Source organism: Mesorhizobium sp. M5C.F.Cr.IN.023.01.1.1 (assembly GCF_003997585.1).
Classification (GTDB): Bacteria; Pseudomonadota; Alphaproteobacteria; order Rhizobiales; family Rhizobiaceae; genus Mesorhizobium; species Mesorhizobium wenxiniae.
Map to the genome: position 1 here is coordinate 1 of NZ_RZSU01000119.1, position 17,111 is coordinate 17,111.

Annotated in this window: 15 protein-coding genes; 8 read left to right on the top strand and 7 right to left on the bottom strand. The window is 62.5% G+C overall.

Going from position 1 to position 17,111, the window contains the following annotated elements; genetic code table 11:
• On the top strand, positions 1-498 hold a 498-nt coding region (locus EOA78_RS30085; protein WP_127318771.1), incomplete at its 5' end, for an aldehyde dehydrogenase family protein.
• An 85-nt stretch (positions 499-583) separates the two neighbouring features.
• A complete protein-coding gene (locus tag EOA78_RS30090; protein ID WP_127318773.1) occupies positions 584-1,609 on the top strand; it encodes an aldose epimerase family protein in 1,026 nt (341 codons plus the stop codon).
• A gap of 51 nt (positions 1,610-1,660) precedes the next feature.
• Here the strand turns inward: EOA78_RS30090 and EOA78_RS30095 are convergent, their stop codons facing one another.
• Entirely contained in the window at positions 1,661-2,416 is a 756-nt protein-coding gene (locus EOA78_RS30095) for an SDR family oxidoreductase (protein ID WP_127318775.1), read from the bottom strand.
• A 144-nt stretch (positions 2,417-2,560) separates the two neighbouring features.
• Here EOA78_RS30095 and EOA78_RS30100 point away from each other — a divergent pair, with 144 nt between their 5' ends.
• Entirely contained in the window at positions 2,561-3,451 is an 891-nt protein-coding gene (locus EOA78_RS30100) for an AraC family transcriptional regulator (protein ID WP_127318777.1), read from the top strand.
• A 280-nt stretch (positions 3,452-3,731) separates the two neighbouring features.
• A complete protein-coding gene (locus EOA78_RS30105; protein ID WP_127318779.1) occupies positions 3,732-4,523 on the top strand; it encodes a thioredoxin family protein in 792 nt (263 codons plus the stop codon).
• A gap of 121 nt (positions 4,524-4,644) precedes the next feature.
• Here the strand turns inward: EOA78_RS30105 and EOA78_RS30110 are convergent, their stop codons facing one another.
• A complete protein-coding gene (locus EOA78_RS30110) occupies positions 4,645-6,666 on the bottom strand; it encodes an EAL domain-containing protein (protein ID WP_127318799.1) in 2,022 nt (673 codons plus the stop codon).
• A 286-nt stretch (positions 6,667-6,952) separates the two neighbouring features.
• On the opposite strand from EOA78_RS30110, the gene EOA78_RS30115 reads away from it, so the two are divergent.
• Complete coding sequence (locus tag EOA78_RS30115) at positions 6,953-7,987, top strand: class I SAM-dependent methyltransferase (protein WP_127318781.1); 1,035 nt, start codon at positions 6,953-6,955, stop codon at positions 7,985-7,987.
• Positions 7,988-8,162: 175 nt separating this feature from the next.
• On the opposite strand, the gene EOA78_RS30120 is transcribed toward EOA78_RS30115, so the two are convergent.
• Positions 8,163-9,083: a sugar kinase gene (locus EOA78_RS30120; protein WP_127318783.1), complete on the bottom strand. Its 921-nt coding sequence runs from the start codon at positions 9,081-9,083 to the stop codon at positions 8,163-8,165.
• Between the two features lie 209 nt (positions 9,084-9,292).
• Here EOA78_RS30120 and EOA78_RS30125 point away from each other — a divergent pair, with 209 nt between their 5' ends.
• Positions 9,293-9,742 carry a FixH family protein gene (locus EOA78_RS30125; protein ID WP_127318785.1) on the top strand — a complete coding sequence of 150 codons (450 nt, stop codon included), beginning with the start codon at positions 9,293-9,295 and terminating at the stop codon, positions 9,740-9,742.
• A gap of 13 nt (positions 9,743-9,755) precedes the next feature.
• A complete protein-coding gene (locus EOA78_RS30130; RefSeq protein WP_127318787.1) occupies positions 9,756-10,958 on the top strand; it encodes a cytochrome c peroxidase in 1,203 nt (400 codons plus the stop codon).
• A gap of 249 nt (positions 10,959-11,207) precedes the next feature.
• Here EOA78_RS30130 and EOA78_RS30135 read toward each other — a convergent pair whose 3' ends face one another.
• Together EOA78_RS30135 and EOA78_RS30140 are read right to left on the bottom strand one after the other, a co-directional pair.
• Positions 11,208-11,495, bottom strand: a complete 288-nt coding sequence (locus tag EOA78_RS30135; RefSeq protein WP_127318789.1) for a GIY-YIG nuclease family protein — start codon at positions 11,493-11,495, stop codon at positions 11,208-11,210.
• 201 nt (positions 11,496-11,696) lie between these two features.
• Positions 11,697-12,149: an Lrp/AsnC ligand binding domain-containing protein gene (locus tag EOA78_RS30140; RefSeq protein WP_127318791.1), complete on the bottom strand. Its 453-nt coding sequence runs from the start codon at positions 12,147-12,149 to the stop codon at positions 11,697-11,699.
• Between the two features lie 162 nt (positions 12,150-12,311).
• On the opposite strand from EOA78_RS30140, the gene putA reads away from it, so the two are divergent.
• Positions 12,312-15,923, top strand: coding sequence for a bifunctional proline dehydrogenase/L-glutamate gamma-semialdehyde dehydrogenase PutA (gene putA / locus EOA78_RS30145; protein WP_127318793.1), 3,612 nt, complete (start codon positions 12,312-12,314; stop codon positions 15,921-15,923).
• A gap of 210 nt (positions 15,924-16,133) precedes the next feature.
• Here the strand turns inward: putA and EOA78_RS30150 are convergent, their stop codons facing one another.
• On the bottom strand, positions 16,134-16,448 hold the full coding sequence (locus tag EOA78_RS30150) for an antibiotic biosynthesis monooxygenase (RefSeq protein ID WP_127318795.1): 315 nt from the start codon (positions 16,446-16,448) through the stop codon (positions 16,134-16,136).
• A gap of 69 nt (positions 16,449-16,517) precedes the next feature.
• Positions 16,518-17,111, bottom strand: a 594-nt coding sequence (locus EOA78_RS30155; RefSeq protein WP_127318797.1) for a TonB family protein, incomplete at its 5' end; no start/stop codon positions are given.

The window sequence follows — 17,111 nt, forward strand, 5'->3', positions numbered from 1 at the left end:
GGCCTTGAGGATGGCGTGCAGCAGGGGCCGCTGATCGACGAGAAGGCAGTCGAGAAGGTCGAGGAACTGATCGCCGACGCCACCGCGAAGGGCGGCAAGGTCGTCGCCGGCGGCAAGCGCCATGCGCTCGGCGGTTCGTTCTTCCAGCCGACGGTGATCGCCGACGCGACGCCGAAGATGCGCTTCATGAAGGAAGAGATTTTTGGCCCGGTCGCGCCGGTGTTCAAGTTCGAAACCGAAGAGGAAGCCGTGGCGCTTGCCAACGACACCGAATTCGGCCTCGCCTGCTATTTCTACACCGGCGATCTCGGCCGCGCCTTCCGGGTCATGGAAGGGCTGAAATACGGCATGGTCGGCGTCAACGAAGGCCTCATCACCACGCCTGAGGCGCCGTTCGGCGGCGTCAAGGAATCGGGCCTCGGCAAGGAAGGCGGACATCAGGGCATCGAGGATTATCTCGACACCAAATATGTCTGCATCGGCGGCCTCGGCCTCTGATTTGGCAGGGCCTGTTGACCGTCAACAGACCCAAGCCGGCCCGAGAGGCCAGGCGGGGATCGATCAACCAACTGGCGTTTCGGGCATGGCGATGAAGGACGGCGAGGTCTTCGGCACGACGCAAGCGGGCGAGGCCGTCCGCCGCTTCACCATCCGCGGCGGCGGCCTCACCGCCAACATCGTCGGGTTGGGCGCCATCGTCCAGGATCTGCGCCTGGCCGGGCACGATGCGCCGCTGGTGCTCGGCTATGACAGTTTCGAGGCGTACGAGACGGACACGGCCTTCTTTGGAACCGTCGTCGGACGCTATGCCAACCGCATCCGCGACGGTCGCTTCACCATCGCGGGCCAGCGCTACCAGACCGAGCGCAACTTCCTCGACAAGCACACGCTGCATGGCGGCTCGCAAGGTTTTTCGCACCGGCCATGGGAGGTTTCGCTGCATGGCAGGGATTTTGTCACGCTGACACTGCATGATCCCGACGGCACGATGGGCTTTCCCGGGGCGCTCGACGTGACCTGCACCTACAGGCTGAAAATCCCCGGCACGCTTAGCGTCGAGATGACCGCCACCTGCGAGGAGCCGACGCTATGCAACCTCACCCAGCATTCCTATTTCAACTTGGATGACGGCGGCGCCGGCGATATCCTCGACCACCGGCTGATGCTGAACGCCGGCGCCTATCTTCCGGTTGATGGCGACCTGATCCCGACCGGCGTCGTAAAGCCGGTCGATGGCACGCCGTTCGATTTCCGCCAGGCGCGGCCGCTGCGCATGGAGAGCGAGGGCAAGCAGCTCCCCTACGACCAGAATTTTTGCCTTGCCTCGACGCGTGGGCCGCTCAAGCTGGCATCATGGGCGCAAGGCGCAAATTCCGGCGTCGAGATGGAACTGTGGACCACCGAGCCCGGCGTTCAGCTCTATACCGGCCAGTATCTGGCGCCGCCGTCGCCGGGGCTCGAAGGACGTCGTTACAAGACTTTTTCGGGCTTTTGCCTGGAGCCGCAGGTCTGGCCGGACGCGCCGAACCGGCCGTATTTCCCACAGGCCACGCTATGGCCAGGCCAGATCTACCACCATGTGACGGAATACCGGTTCCGACTGCCTTAGCTCGGATCCCTGTACCGGTACCAGTTTTTCGACGATGCGGTCCCTCCTTCGTTAGATGGCTTGGCCGCCAGACACTTCGATCCGCTGGGCATTCACCCAGCGATTATCCTCGGATAACAAGCTGGCGATCATCGGCCCGATATCGTCCGGCATGCCGACGCGGCCGAGCGCGATCATATCCGCGAACACCTTGTTGAGGTCGGGCATGTCACGGACAGCGCCGCCAAGGAAATCGGTTTCAATCGCGCCCGGCGCCACCGTGTTGACCGCGATGCCGCGGGCACCAAACTCCTTCGCCATGTAAACGCTGAGCACCTCGACCGCGCCCTTCACCGCGGAGTAGGCGGCAAACCCCGGGTAGGAAATCCTGGTGAGGCCCGAGGAGAGGTTTACGATACGTCCGCCGTGCGCGATCAGCGGCAGCAGCTTTTGGGTGAGGAAGAACACGCCCTTGAAGTGGACATTGACCAGCCGGTCAAACTGCGCCTCTGTCGTCTCTGCCATCATTGCCATGTCGCCATGGCCAGCATTGTTCACCAGATGATCGAACGTCTCGCGCTGCCAGGTCTCGCGCAACGCCGCCTGCAGGCGCTCAGTGAAAGAAGCGAAGGTGGCGACGTCGCCGGTGTCAAGTTGCAGGGCGACCGCCCTGCGACCGGTTGCCTGAATCTCCGCGACAACGGCCCGAGCGTCCTCGCTCCGGCTATGATAGGTGAGGGCAACGTCACCGCCGCGGCGTGCGATGCTGAGTGCGGTGTTGCGCCCGAGCCCGCGGCTGGCGCCAGTAACGAGGGTGATCTTGGTCATGGCCTGCTCCTTTGTTTGCACCACTGCTGTGGCCACGCCGATATCGGCCCGGTGGGCAGGCTTTTGTTGCCGGAAGCTCGGCCGTTTTTGCCTAATCCTCCAAAATGCTTTGCGTGTCGGGCAGCAAAGGAATAGTTTCGGTCCATGACCGCGCTCCTCAATGCCGTGCGCCGCTATGCAGACACCAATGCCGACCCAGACGGCATGGCGCACACTCCGATACCGGGTCTCGACACGGTGCGGGCGACGGCGCCCAGCGATCTGGTCTACGACATCTCCCGACCGCTTGCCTGTCTGGTCGTCCAGGGGAGCAAGCACGTCACGATGGGTACTCAAGGCTTTGCCTTCTCAGGCGGAGATTCGCTGCTGATCACCGCGGACGTGCCGACGGTGAGCCAGATCACCCGTGCCAGCATCGCTGCCCCCTACTACTCGCTTGTTCTGGAACTCGACCCGGCGGTCATCGCGGAGCTGAGTGTGCAAATGGGCACCCAGCATATGGCCGATCACGCGCCCGTGCGGGTTGACCCGACTGACGCTGAGGTCGCCGACGCGGCCCTGCGTTTGATGCGGCTGCTAGATCGCCCGGCATCGGTCCCGGTGCTGCAGGCCCAGCTTGTGCGCGAGATGCACTATTGGTTGCTGGCCGGACGGCACGGGTCGGCGATCCGACGTCTGGGGTGGCCAGACGGTCACGTGCAGCGAGTGGCGCGCGCGGTCGCAGTGCTTCGGGCAGAGTTCGCGCGGCCTTTAACGGTCGAGCGCCTGGCGGCTGTGGCCGGGATGAGTACGTCGTCATTCCACCAGCACTTTCGCGCAGTAACCTCGCTCTCTCCCCTGCAATTCCGGAAACAGTTGCGCCTGATTGAGGCGAGGCGGCTGATGCTGTCGGAGGGAAAGACTGCGAGCAGCGCGGCGTTCGCGGTCGGCTACGAAAGCGTGTCGCAGTTCACCCGGGAATACGGTCGTCTGTTCGGCCGGACGCCTGTTCGGGATGCCAAAGCAGCGAGAGGCAGAACCTTAGCCGCCGCTTGAGGCGCCGATACCCTGGAGGCGCAAACCAGCCAAGAAAGCGCGAGCGGATGAGCACGGTTGCGCAGCGCCATGCGGTTCGAGCGCAGAGGGGATCACCCGCTTCGAGCGCCCGCGCCGCGGCTGTAATCGGCGACTCCATCGGAATAGCGCCACACTTGTTACTCCCACAGTTCACTTTCCGGTGCCAAACTACCTCATGACCAACAACGAGTGATTAGCAGCGAATGGAACCGCGCTTCGGCGATGAGGCGCGGGAATTCGCCCAAATCAGGAGGTAAGCATGACTTCATCAGCCGCCGAGAGCGGACGGAAAAGCGGACAGCCTGCCATGCGCACACCACCGGTGGTGTCGCCTGAGGCGTGGGAGTCGGCCCGCGAGCAGTTGCTCGTGAAGGAAAAGGCCCAGACCCGCGCCCGTGACGCACTGGCCGCCGAGCGGCGGCGGATGCCGTGGATGGCGGTGGAGAAGACGTATGCGTTCGAGGGGCCTGACGGAAAGGTCAGCCTGCTCGACCTGTTCGACGGCCGGCGTCAGCTGATCGTCTACCGCGCCTTCTTCGAGCCGGGGGTGTTCGGCTGGCCCGACCATGCCTGCCGCGGCTGCTCTCTGGTGGCCGACCAGGTCGCCCACGTCGCCCACCTGAATGCCCGTGACACCACGCTCGTCTTCGTCTCGCGGGCGCCGCAGGCGGACATCGCGCGGCTGAAGGCGCGGATGGGCTGGGAGATGCCGTGGTTCACCATCACAGACAGCTTCGACACCGACTTCGGCGTGGACGAATGGCACGGCCACAACGTGTTCATCCGCGAGGGCGAACGCGTGTTCCGCACCTACTTCATCGACAACCGAGGTGACGAGCAGATGGGCGGCACCTGGAACTACCTCGACATCACCCCGCTGGGCCGGCAGGAGGTCTGGGAGGATTCGCCCGAGGGCTATCCTCAGACCCCGGCCTACAAATGGTGGAACTGGCACGACAGCTACGCCGCGGATCCAGCAGCCGACAAGAAGTGGGCCGAGGTGTCGGACGCCGGCGAGAAGGCGTTCCGGGAGGCGAACACGAAGCCATGAGCCACGTCTGGTCCGGTGGGTTCGACAGGCGGCGACGGTCGGTCGGCTAAGACAAAGCCGCTCGACTATTGATGAGGGAAGCGGCGACGGCTTGCAGGAGCGCAGGTCGCTCCGCCGCCATTCATGCGGACCTGACCACCGAAAATGGGCGTTTGTAGGTGACCGGTCTCGTCCGGAAACTAGCGGCGGGAGCAGGACGGCCGACGTGAAACCCTTGGATTTTATCTATGTCAAATTCGCGTACGAGGGCCATCTGCTCGTCGGTTTCGACCCCTTCGAGCAGGATTTTATGACCGCGATTTCGGACCAGGGCAATAATGTCTTGCAGCATCGCCTTGCCCCTCGGGGTGCCGCAGTCGTGTAGAAACGAGCGGTCGATCTTCACCGTATCGAAATCGATCAGACGAAGCCATGAGAGACCGGCGAAGCCCGTCCCGAAGTCATCGAGCCATATCCTGATCCCTAGCAGTTTCAGGTCGCTGATGCAGCGGAGAACGTCGGAGTGCATCTCCATCTCCAGCCCTTCGGTGATTTCGAGGGCCAGTCTGCTGCCGGCTACGCCAGTCTCGCTCAAAATGGCCGCAACAGAGGTTGCGAAGCCGGGCGTCTTGAGCTGAATCGGAGAAACGTTGACGCTGACGACACGGACGTGATCGTCCGCCAAAAGCTCAGTGCACACTGTCCTTATTGCCCAGCGCCCAAGCGCCAGGACCGCGCCAGTTCGTTCCGCGACGGGAATGAACAGGCTCGGTGGAACCGATGTACCGTCCAGCATTTTGAGGCGCATCAGAGCCTCGACGGCTTCAACTCGGCCGGATGTGACATTCTGGATAGGCTGATAGACGAGTGAAACGAGATCCTGGCCGATCGCGATCTTCAGCAAAGCCGCAATATTCTCGCTCTCGTCGCTGCTCTGGGGATCGTTTGGATCGAACAGCCAGGTACAATTTCGACCGCCTGCTTTTGCCAGATAGAGTGCGCGATCGGCCTCATGGATGATTTTTTCCAGCTTGGCGCCAATCTGCGGCCTGGTGAATGCAGCGCCAACGCTCACCGTCACAACCGAGATACCGTCTCTGCGCTGCTCATGGGGAAGCGCGAGGTTCTCCACCGTGCTTCGAATGGCTTCGGCAATATCTGCGACCTGTTCTCTTTTCTCCATGCGAGCCAGGACAATGAATTCCTCACCGCCGTAGCGGCCGATTGAGCCATTGTGCTGCTTAATCATTTCGGCAAGGGCATTGGCGACGAGAATCAGGCAGCGGTCGCCTTCTTGATGTCCGTAATAGTCATTGAACCTTTTGAAGAAGTCCACGTCGATGAGGATCGCCACAAAACTGCTGCCAGACCTTTGCCAGTCGCTCCAGTAGTCCCTCAGCTTCTCGTCAATCGCCCGCCGATTCTCCAGACCCGTAAGCGGATCGGTTCTCGACAGATTCAGCAGCGCCTGTCCGCGCTCGGTGGCTTCCTTGTGCTGGATTTTGGCTTCGAGGGCATTCAGGAAGACGTTGTAGCGCTCCTCGTTCAGCTTCCAATTAACGTAAGACGTAAATGTGAAGCATGAAATGTAAAAAGTTCCAAATACCATCTTGTACATTAATGTGGAAGGTACAAAGTAGTTTACGGCATACAGTATTACTAAAATTATTGCAGACGTTACAATAGACAGGCTGAACTTAAACGTGAAGAAGAGATTGGCGCTCATCATGAAGATGGTGCCGAACACCATGTAATAAGCGACGCTTTCCTTGTCTGCACCCATGACCGCTGGGCCCAGCCAGCCAACATAGCCAAAGATGATGGCTCCGGCGCAAGTGACGTCAATCCATTCCGTTCCGACGCCCCGGCGAAGTTGTGCCTCCAAGATCAGGAGTGCAGTCACTCCGACCGCGAAGCGTGCCATGATCGTATAGAGTGCCACATCCGGAATCAGCAGCAGATCAGTTGCCGAAAACAAGAGATAGATGACAACGGCGATCCAAAGCCCTGGCCTGGCGTCCATTCTTCGCTTCGCTTGGCCTTCCTCTCGGTAGAGGTTGCGGAGCTCGTCGGACCGCGGCTCGTAGCGCGGTTCGAACGGTTCCGCATGGGCTATATCGGCCAATGCGGATGACGCGCATTCGTTCGTCACCACAAACCCCATCTGAACGGGACTTTGTATTCCGAACTCATTTCTAGCTTCTGCCCCCAATGCCGGCCGACTCCTCAGGCGCGACAGCGATTGCGGCGCCTCGCAAACAATATGCGTCGCGCAAATAGGTTTTCGTTAACTCGTATCCGGAATCCCACCCGCAAGGCGTCCAAAGAACCAGCATGGTTGGCGGGAAATTAACGACACCGCTAAAATGCCGGGGATGTGGCTTGGCAAAGGTAAAATTTTACGCGATATCTAACTAATATCTAGCTAATTATAACTATGGGGTTATGTGGTGGCAACCATCCTTGATGGCAAAAGTCTGATTACTGCCGAGATGATCGCCGCCAGTCTCCCTCGAGGAAAGCTCGAGCCTCATAGCGAAGCGTTCGAAACTGCTCGCGTAGAGCTTGCGCTCATTCTCCACACGACACACCAGCAAATCGAGCAACGAAAGGATCCCGCGGAGATCATTCGTCGTCTGATGTCGTACCTCGAAGCAACCCGTTCCAAGGTTCATCCAGACGTTTGGCAAGCATTGATACCGGTGGTGCAGAACCACCCGATCCTGGAGTACTTTCTTGAGGATCCGCTCACGCGGTGGTCCCATGACAAGCCCAGAGGTTATTCTGGCGACGCGCAGTTGCTCGACTACATCTATTGCGATCCGCACGTGGCCGAGAGCGTGGCAAACGCCTCTGAAATCGGGAAGGCGCTCTATAGCCATACCAAGGATGTACCGTCATGCGTCGCGGCCCGGGAACGACGCGATCTTTTAACCCGATATGTCGATGAGATTGCGACCAAGAATGGACCGGAGGCCGAGGTCCTGGCGATTGCGGCCGGCCATTTAAGGGAGGCCAATCGCTCGACCGCCTTACAGGAGGGCCGTCTCAAGCGCTGGGTTGCGCTCGATCAGGATCCTCAGAGCGTTGGATTGATCACGCGCGACTTCCAGGGCACCGCGGTAGAGGCCATCGACGGTTCGGTACGAACCGTGCTCACGCGGGGCCACAAGCTTGGCAAGTTCGACCTCATCTACGCCTCTGGCCTTTACGACTACCTTGCGCACAACGTCGCCGTGAAGCTTACGAAAACCTGCCTGCAGATGTTGAAGCCGAACGGGACATTCCTGTTCGCGAACTACGCAGAGGGCAACCCTGACGCCGGCTACCGGGAGACGTTCATGAACTGGATGTTGCTGCTGCGGTCGGAGGCCGATATGTGGAACATCATCAATGCCAGCGTCGACCGCAACACCGTCGAGGCGCAGGTGTTCTTTGGCGAGAACCGCAACGTCCTGTACGGCGTCATCGAAAAGCGAGGATAGCGACCGCCTTGGGCTGCAAACTTGCTGGCCGTTGGCGGCGGCCAGTCTGATTGCGGTTTGACCCTAGAGCAAAGCGTGTCGCGCTTGACCGGCCTCATGCGATACGCTTTACTTTTAGGTTGCTGTTATGCATGTCCTAATCGCAAAACCGCTGCGCACTTTTGCGCGACATGCATTAATCTTCGTACGCTGCCCTTAACGTCTCGAATGGCGCCAGCGCGCCGCGCACCTGCACGACGGCGGCGGCGACGCGATGCGCGCGCAGCACGGCCTCAGTCGGAGCGTGCCCGGCGAGCCGGGCGGCGAGATAGGCGCCATTGAAGGAATCGCCAGCGCCGGTCGTATCGACGGGGGCGGCAACATGCACGGCCGGAACGGGTTGCGGGGATCCGTTTGCGGCGATCAGCGCCGGCTCCTCGCCGTTTTTGACGACGACTTCGCCGACCAGCTTTCCCAGCCGTTCGGCGGTTGCTTGCGGCGCCGCGTCGCCGAACAGCATCTGCTCGTCGGGAAAGGTCGGCAGCGCTAGGTCGGTGACTGCGAGCGCATCGAGGATCGCGGCCTGCGCTTCCTCGCGCTGGCGCCACAACCGCGGCCGGTAGTTGGGATCGAAGGCGACAAGCGAGCCGGCGGCGCGTGCCTTGGCCACCGCTGCCAGCAATGTCTTGCGCGCGGCGCCATCCAGAATTGCCAAAGTGATTCCGGAAAAGTAAACAAGCGCCTGATTTTCAAGGCTTTTCGCCAAAGCAGCCGGGTCGGAGGCAAGCTGCCTTGCAGCCGCATCGCCGCGCCAGTAGGTGAAGGAGCGTTCGGCTCCGGTCAGCGTGATCGCATAGAGGCCGGGCCGGGCGCCTGATATGATCGGGCTGGCGCCGACGCCAATGCCGTTTTGCGCAAAGAAACCGATCTGGTCGCGCGAGAACGGGTCGTCGCCGAAGGCCGACACATAGGTCGCCGGCCGATCGCCGCTCAGCGCATGCAGCGCCCACAGCGTATTGAACGTGTCGCCGGCAAAACCCATGCGCCAGTTCGGCCCCGCCTGGCCTGAAAGTTCGAGCATGCATTCACCGATCGAGGCGATGCCGTTTCCTGTCATGAATCTCTCTCCTGGTGCATGTCGCCCAAACCTTGCGCAGCGGTTTTGGGATAACGACATGCACAAAACCAAGACCCGGTGCTGTAGCTTTTTGCGAGCGGCAGCGCCATGCTTGGCCATGGCGGATTTTTGCGCCAACGGCGTTTTCTCACGCGGAAGGCGGGACGCAATCTGCCCAGCGAGACGTTATCTCCGGAAGAGGAAACGGTTTGGCATCGTTATGGCGTTATGTTCTGGCAGGTCTTGGTCTGGCTGCCTTGCTGGCCGGCATTCTCGCTGCCGTCTATCTGACCGCGCCGCAAGCGCCTCGGCTTGCGAGCTCCGAAGTCGCCCGCTCGAAGAAGACGACGAACGGGCTGTTTGTGGCCAGTTTCGAGCCGGAGCGGGGTGTCATCAGGCAAGGCGAGCTGCAATCCTGGCTGCTGACCCTGAAGACAGGTGCGGGAACCCCGGTGGAGGGCGCTGCGATCACGATTTCCGGGGGCATGCCGCGGCACAGGCATGGTCTGCCGACCAGCCCGCAGGCGACCGACTATCTGGGCGACGGCTGCTATCGCATCGATGGGGTGAAATTCACGATGAGCGGATTGTGGCAATTGCATTTCGCCATATCCGCGGCGGCCGGATCCGATACGGTGGTCTTCAATGTGTTGCTCTGAGCGCTGGAGCAAGATGAACCGCTTTTCGCGTCTTTTCGCGCTGCTGGCGATGGGCGTGCTTGCCGGCTGCGGCAAGCCGGAGTTTTCCGATGCCGAAAAGAAGACCATCGCCTCACTCGCGCTGTCGGCGCTACCGCCGCCGAAAACCGACACCACCAACCGCTTCGCCGACGTGCCGGCCGCCGCCGCCCTCGGCGCGACGCTGTTTTTCGACGTCGGGATGAGCGGCGACGGCAAGGTTTCCTGCTCGACCTGCCACAAGATCGACCGGCAATTCCAGGACGATCTGCCGCAAGCGGTCGGCGTCGGCCGCACCAACCGGCGCACCATGCCGCTGGCCGGCGTCGCGCATGATCCGTTCTTCTTCTGGGACGGGCGGCGCGACAGCCTTTGGGCGCAGGCGCTGGCGCCGCTGGAGAATCCGCTGGAGCAGGGCGGCAATCGCGCCGCCTACGCGCATTATATCAAGGCGCGATTCGGCGAGCGCTATGAGCGCATCTTCGGGCCGCTGCCCGACCTTTCGACTGTGCCGGCCAATGCCAGCCCGCTCGGCAGCGATGCCGAGAAGGCGGCGTGGAGCACGATGACCGAAGCGCAGGCCGAGGGCGTCAATCGCGTCTTCGCCAATATCGGCAAGGCGATCGCCGCCTTCGAGCGGTCGATCGCGCCGCCGCAGACGCGCTTCGACCGGTTCGCTGCCGCCCTGGCTACCGGTATACAGTTGCCGCAAGGCGACGATGCTTTTTCGCCCGAGGAAATCCTCGGGATAAAACTGTTTATCGGCAAGGCCAATTGCGTGACGTGCCACACCGGGCCGCGTTTCACCGACGGCAGCTTTCACAACACCGGCGTGCCGCCGGTTGCAAATCTGCCTGCGGATCGCGGCCGCATGGATGCGGTGGCGCAGGTCGAGGCCGATCCGTTCAACTGTTTCGGCGCGTTTCGCGATGGCGCCGCCAGCGCCTGCGGCGAGCTTCGCTTCATGGCCAAGGCCGGGCCGGAACTGATCCGCGCCTACAAGACGCCGTCGCTGCGCGGCGCTGCCACCCGGCCGCCCTACATGCATGCCGGGCAGTTCTCGTCGCTTGACGAAGTGGTGGCGCATTATTCGACGGCGCCGGCGAGTGTCGAGGGCATATCCGAAATCCATCCGCTGCAGCTTTCGGACCGCGAGCGCGCCGCGCTGGTGGCGTTTTTGAAGACATTGGCGGAGTGAGGCCGGGTTTGTTTGCGACATGTCTCTATTAGAAGACGTTGCGAAGCGAGATCGTGAGGACGCGGCCAAGGTTTTGGAGGAGAAATTTGCGACAATTACGCTTAGTGGCAAATCGCAAACGTCGAGATTAGCCGAAACACCCCCTCCCTTCGTCATCCCAGGGCGGAGCAAGGAGCGAAGCTACGCGGCGCAGACCCTGGGATCCAGGCCATTCCTCGCGGCAGTGCTCCGGCGGACCAGAACCGAACGCTACCACCCCGTTCCGCGAAAGAGCTCGAACCAATCCGGATTGGTCTTCTCGATCAGATCGATCTTCCATGGGCGCGGCCAGCGCTTCAGCGACTTCTCGCGCTGGATGGCGTCACGAATGTCGAAATGTTCTTCGTACCAGACCAGGCGCCGCACGCCGTAGCGGCTGGTGAAGCGCGAGCCTTCGCCGGATTTGTGCTCCGGCATGCGGCGGCCGAGATCGTCGGTGACGCCGATGTAGATCGTGCCACGCTTCTGGCTCGCGGTCATGTAGGCATAGCCGGTCATGGTTGAAGGGTAGCTGGCACCGTTGCGGATACAAGCGCCATTCTTGGCCGCTGCATTCTTCGGCTGATGTCACGGCATGGATCCCAGGGTCTGCGCGACGTCGCTTCGCTCCTGCTCCGCCCTGGGATGACGAACACGTGGGGATTTGGCTATCGCAGAGGTTGGGATCGGCAGCTGGAGGTCGGTCTCTACGCAGAGGCACTACCGATCCTTGACCGTCTCCATCGCTACGAAGGTCGAGGTCTGGGCGACGTGGGGCAGGGCGGAGATGCGCTCGCCGAGCACGCGGCGATAGGCGGCGATGTCGGTGGTGCGGACTTTCAGGAGGTAATCGAAGCTCGACGCCATCATGTGGCATTGCTCGATCTCCGGCACCGCCTGCACGGCGCGGTTGAAGGCGTCGAGCGCGGCCGAGCGGGTGTCGGACAATTTCACCTGGACGAAGGCGACATGGCCTTCGCCCATGCACTCACGATCGATGATCGCCTGGTAGCCGCGGATGATGCCGTCCTTCTCCAGCCGCTTGACCCGCGCCTGCACGGGCGTCTTCGACAGGCCGACCTTGGCCGCGAGTTCCGACATGGAAAGCCGGCCATTGCTGCCCAGCGCCGACAGGATGTTCCTGTCGATGCGGTCCAATTGGTCTTCTGTCATCGAATTTGTGGTCAAATTGGAGAAAATCAGGCCACACGATAATCCAATCGGCCTCTCTTGTCGATTTCTTTGGACCGATGGAAACCAAGCTTTGTGTTAGCTTGCGCCATTCGGTCCGGTGACCGCCGGACCGCGCCCTGATGCTTGCTCTATAGGACCGTCATGCCAGCGCTCGATGCCATCCGCCAGCAGATCCGTGCCAATTACTTGCCCGATGAAGACGAGGCCGTGAAGCGGCTGGCCGAGGCGACAGGGCTTTCGACGAAAGAGCGCAAGGCAATCTCGGCCCGCGCCGCCGACCTGGTGCGGGCGGTGCGCGGCTCGTCCGATCCGCGGCTGATGGAAGTCTTTCTGTCCGCTTACGGCCTTTCCACCAAGGAGGGCGTCGCGCTGATGTGCCTGGCCGAAGCGCTGCTGCGGGTGCCCGACACCGAAACGATGGACGACCTCATCGCCGACAAGATCGCGCCGCACGACTGGTCAGCGCATTCAGGCGGCTCGAGCTCTATCTTCGTCAATGCGTCGACCTGGGCGCTGATGCTGACCGGCCGGGTGCTCGACGAGGGCGAGGGCGGCATCGAAGGCACGCTGCGCGCCATGGTGCGCCGGCTGGGCGAGCCGGTCATCCGCAAGGCGGTCGCCGCCGCCATGCGCGAAATGGGCGAGCAGTTCGTGCTCGGCCGCACGATTGCCGAGGCCGTCAAGCGTGGCCGGCCGATGACCCAGAAGGGCTATCTCTATTCCTTCGATATGCTGGGCGAAGCGGCTCGCACCGAGGCGGACGCGTTGCGCTATCTCAAGGCCTATGCCGACGCCATCTCCTCGCTCGATGCCGGCGCCAATGGTCCCGACATCCGCCAGAACCACGGCATCTCGGTCAAGCTCTCGGCGCTGCACCCGCGCTATGAAGTGACGCAAAAGGAAAAGATGCTGCCTGTGATGGCCGAGCGGCTTTTGTCGCTGGCGCTGGCGGCGCGCCATTCGCGCATGGGCCTCAACATCGACGCCGAGGAGGCCGACCGCCTCGACCTGTCGCTCGAAATCATCGAGCGGGTGCTGGCCGAGCCGGAGCTTGCCGGCTGGAACGGTTTTGGCGTCGTCGTCCAGGCCTATGGTCCGCGCGCCGCCTTCGTCATCGATTGGCTCTATGCGCTGGCGAAGAAGTACGACCGCACCATCATGGTGCGGCTGGTCAAGGGCGCCTATTGGGACACCGAGATCAAGCGGGCGCAGACGCTCGGGCTCGACGGATATCCGGTCTTCACCCGCAAGGCCAACACCGACGTGTCCTACCTAGCCTGCGCGAAAAAGCTGCTGTCGACGACCGACCGCATCTATCCGCAATTCGCCACCCACAACGCCCATACTGTCGCCGCCATCCTGTCGATGGCTGGGGATCGTGACTCATTCGAGTTCCAGCGCCTGCACGGCATGGGCGAGGCGCTGCATGAGACGGTGCGGCGGGCCGAGGGGACGCGCTGCCGCATCTATGCGCCGGTCGGCGCGCATTCCGACCTGCTTGCCTATCTGGTCCGCCGGCTGCTCGAAAACGGCGCAAACTCCTCCTTCGTCCACCAGCTCACCGACGAGGAGGTCGAGCCGGAGGATATCGCTCGCGATCCACTCGAAACCGTCGAGAAACAGGGTCCGGCCGCCAATCCCGCGATCCCCAGACCGTCGGCGATCTTCGGTGCTGGCCGCCGCAATTCGAAGGGGTTCGACATTACCGATCCGGTGACGCTGGCCGCGATCGACAAGGCGAAGGCCGAGTTTGCCGGGCCGGACCGCTGGCATGCCAAGCCGATCACCCGCGCCGCCGGCTACGGCAAGCAGCGTCCGGTGGTCAATCCGGCAAAGCCGGACGAAGTGGTCGGCACTGTCAGCGAGGCCACCGCCAAGCAGGTCGCGACCGCCGTGCGCATCGCGGTGGAGGCGCAGCCGGCATGGTCGAGGCGCGCCGTCGCCGAGCGCGCCGCCATCCTCAACCGCGCCGCCGACCTCTATGAGGCCAATGCCGTCGAATTCTTCGCGCTCGCCGCCCGCGAGGCCGGCAAATCACTGGCCGACGGCGTCGCCGAAGTGCGCGAGGCGGTCGATTTCCTGCGCTATTACGCAACCGAGGCGGCCAATGCCGAACCTGGAACCGAGGCGCGCGGCGTGATCGCGTGTATCTCGCCATGGAATTTTCCGCTCGCCATCTTCACCGGCCAGATTGCGGCAGCTCTCGTTACCGGCAATTCGGTCATCGCCAAGCCGGCCGAGCAGACGCCGCTGATCGCCTTTCGCGCCGTCGAATTGCTGCGCGAAGCCGGCGTGCCGGAAGACGTCATCCAGCTTCTGCCCGGCGATGGCCCCTCGGTCGGCGGCCCACTGACATCAGATCCGCGCATTGCCGGCGTCTGCTTCACCGGCTCGACCGAGGTCGCCAAGCTGATCGAAAAGCAGTTGGCCGAGACCGCCGCGCCCGACGCGATGCTGATCGCCGAGACTGGCGGGTTGAATGCCATGATCGTTGATTCCACCGCGCTTCCCGAACAAGCAGTACGCGACATCCTTGCCTCTGCCTTCCAGAGTGCCGGCCAGCGCTGCTCGGCGCTGCGCGTGCTCTATGTGCAGAAGGACGTTGAGAAGAAGATGCTGGAGATGCTGAAGGGCGCGATGGAAGCGCTCAGCCTCGGCGATCCCTGGCGGATTTCGACCGATGTCGGCCCGGTCATCGACGAGGAGGCACAAAAATCGATCCGCGACTATTGCACTGACATGGGCCTGCAGGGCCGGCTGATCGCCAAGCTCCAAGCGCCGAAGGATGGCCGCTTCGTCGCGCCGCATGTCTTTCGGGTCAAGGGCATCGAGGACATCGAGCGCGAGGTGTTCGGACCGGTGCTGCACGTCGCCACTTTCGACGCCGACGATATCGACGGGGTCATCGCCGCGATCAACCGCAAGGGTTATGGCCTGACCTTCGGCCTGCATACCCGCATCGAAGACCGCGCCCAGCATTTCGTCGACGGCATCCATGCCGGCAACATCTATGTCAACCGCAACCAGATCGGCGCCGTGGTCGGCTCGCAGCCGTTCGGCGGCGAAGGGCTTTCCGGCACCGGGCCGAAGGCCGGCGGACCGCACTATCTCAGGCGGTTCCGCAAGGGGCCGGAGGCGGGCACGCCTATTCTTGACGGCCGCAAGGTGACGGCGACCGAACTTGCCGACAATCTGCCAGACCCGACGCTGGGCGGCTGGTCGACGCGGGCGGACCGCATTGCGGTGCTGAGGAAACATTTGCGCGGCAAAGGTGCGGCGGCCATCGGTGCCGCCGCCGCCATCGATTTCGGCCAGGTCGATTTGCCCGGCCCGACCGGCGAGGCCAACACGCTGTCGCTGTCGCCGCGCGGCCGCGTGCTCTGCCTCGGACCGGATGCCGACACGCTGCTTGCCCAGACCATCCAGGCGCTGGCGGCCGGCAATGCGGTGCTGGCCGTCGCGCCCGATGCGCCGGCGGCACTGTCGTCACTGACCGGCAAGGGCCTGCCGCTGGCGGCCATCGACGGCCGGCCCGACCCGGTCGAGGCACGCGCGCTGCGTGTTGACCTCGTCGCCTTTTCCGGCACGCCCGAGGCCGCGCGCATCGTGCGCAAGGTGATCGCCGACCGCGCCGGCCCGATCGTGCCGCTGGTCAGCGAAGTGCTCAACCCGGCGGCCTATGCGCATGAGCGCGCCGTCTGCGTCGACACTACGGCTGCTGGTGGCAATGCCAGCCTGCTGGCTGCGGCGTAAGGCTCAGCCCGGCTTCGTCGTGCTGAAAAAAATACGTTTGGGTCTGGATAAAGGCGCGCCGCAAATCCGAGGTTGTGACGGGCATCGCCGGCGGAAGCTTCACACTTCTTCAGGCGCGCAGCCGAATTTCAGAAATCGTGCGGCGCCTTGATATCTGGCGGGGGCAGCACGGGAATCCTGCGCGGCGGGTCGGCTGCGGGTGAGGCCATGTCATGCGCCTTCGACGACCGAAAAGCCCTCGAACTGCGGATGACCGAGATAGTGAACCTTGCTGGAGCCGGCGTTGCGGTGCGCCGCGCGAAAGTTCTCGGATTTGGTCCAGGCAACAAAATCATCATGGCTTGCCCACACGGTGTGCGAGGCGAACAGCGTGTAGCCTTCGGCCTCGTTGACCGGACCGCGCAACAGATGAAATTGTTTGAACCCTTTCATCTCCGAAAGGCTCGAATCACGGTTTTTCCAGACGTCCTCAAAGGCGTCCTCAGAGCCGTTTTGTACCTTGAAGCGGTTCATGGCGATGTACATTGGCGGTTCCTTTCGGGATTGCGGATTATGATGCTTGATGGATTGTCCGAAACGATGAGGGGCAGTCTGTCAAAATGGACCGATCCGCGCTTTAAATACCCAACTTGACTTGCCAGTTTCGGTTGGAATGGGAGGGAACGGTGCTTGCTGGCGCACCAGTGTCAAAGCGAATTGATCAAGCTCCGCAGAACCTGAGCTTTCCGCAAGCTGTATGTCGCCGATGCTGCCGTCTGCCATGACAACGAAAACGACCCTGGCATTGTTGCGAGCCCTCGCTTGTGTCGATTTCGAAACACGACGGTTGGCGCGGGCAAGCTTCTTCTGAACTTCACCGCTGTAGCGGGATTCCATCGCATTGCCTGCCGCTGCCTGCTTCTTGCCCGTGCTGGAAATCACCGCGTCGCGTTTCTCGCCATCCGCCGCGCCGCGGGCATCGTTCGTTTCGCCCGCTCCGCCAAGACCTGCTGTCGCGCTTGGCCTTGCGGTCGGGATCGGCGGTTGTACGACATCGGTAGGAGGCGCCTCGGTGCTTTCGGCCGGAGCAGCCGGCTCTGCCGGCGTTTCAACCTTCGGAGCCACACTCTGTTCGTCCAGCCCTGGGGCGTCGGCTGTAAGTATGTCTGGGGTGGTGGGTTTTTTGGCAACCTGCGGCAAGGGCGCGTG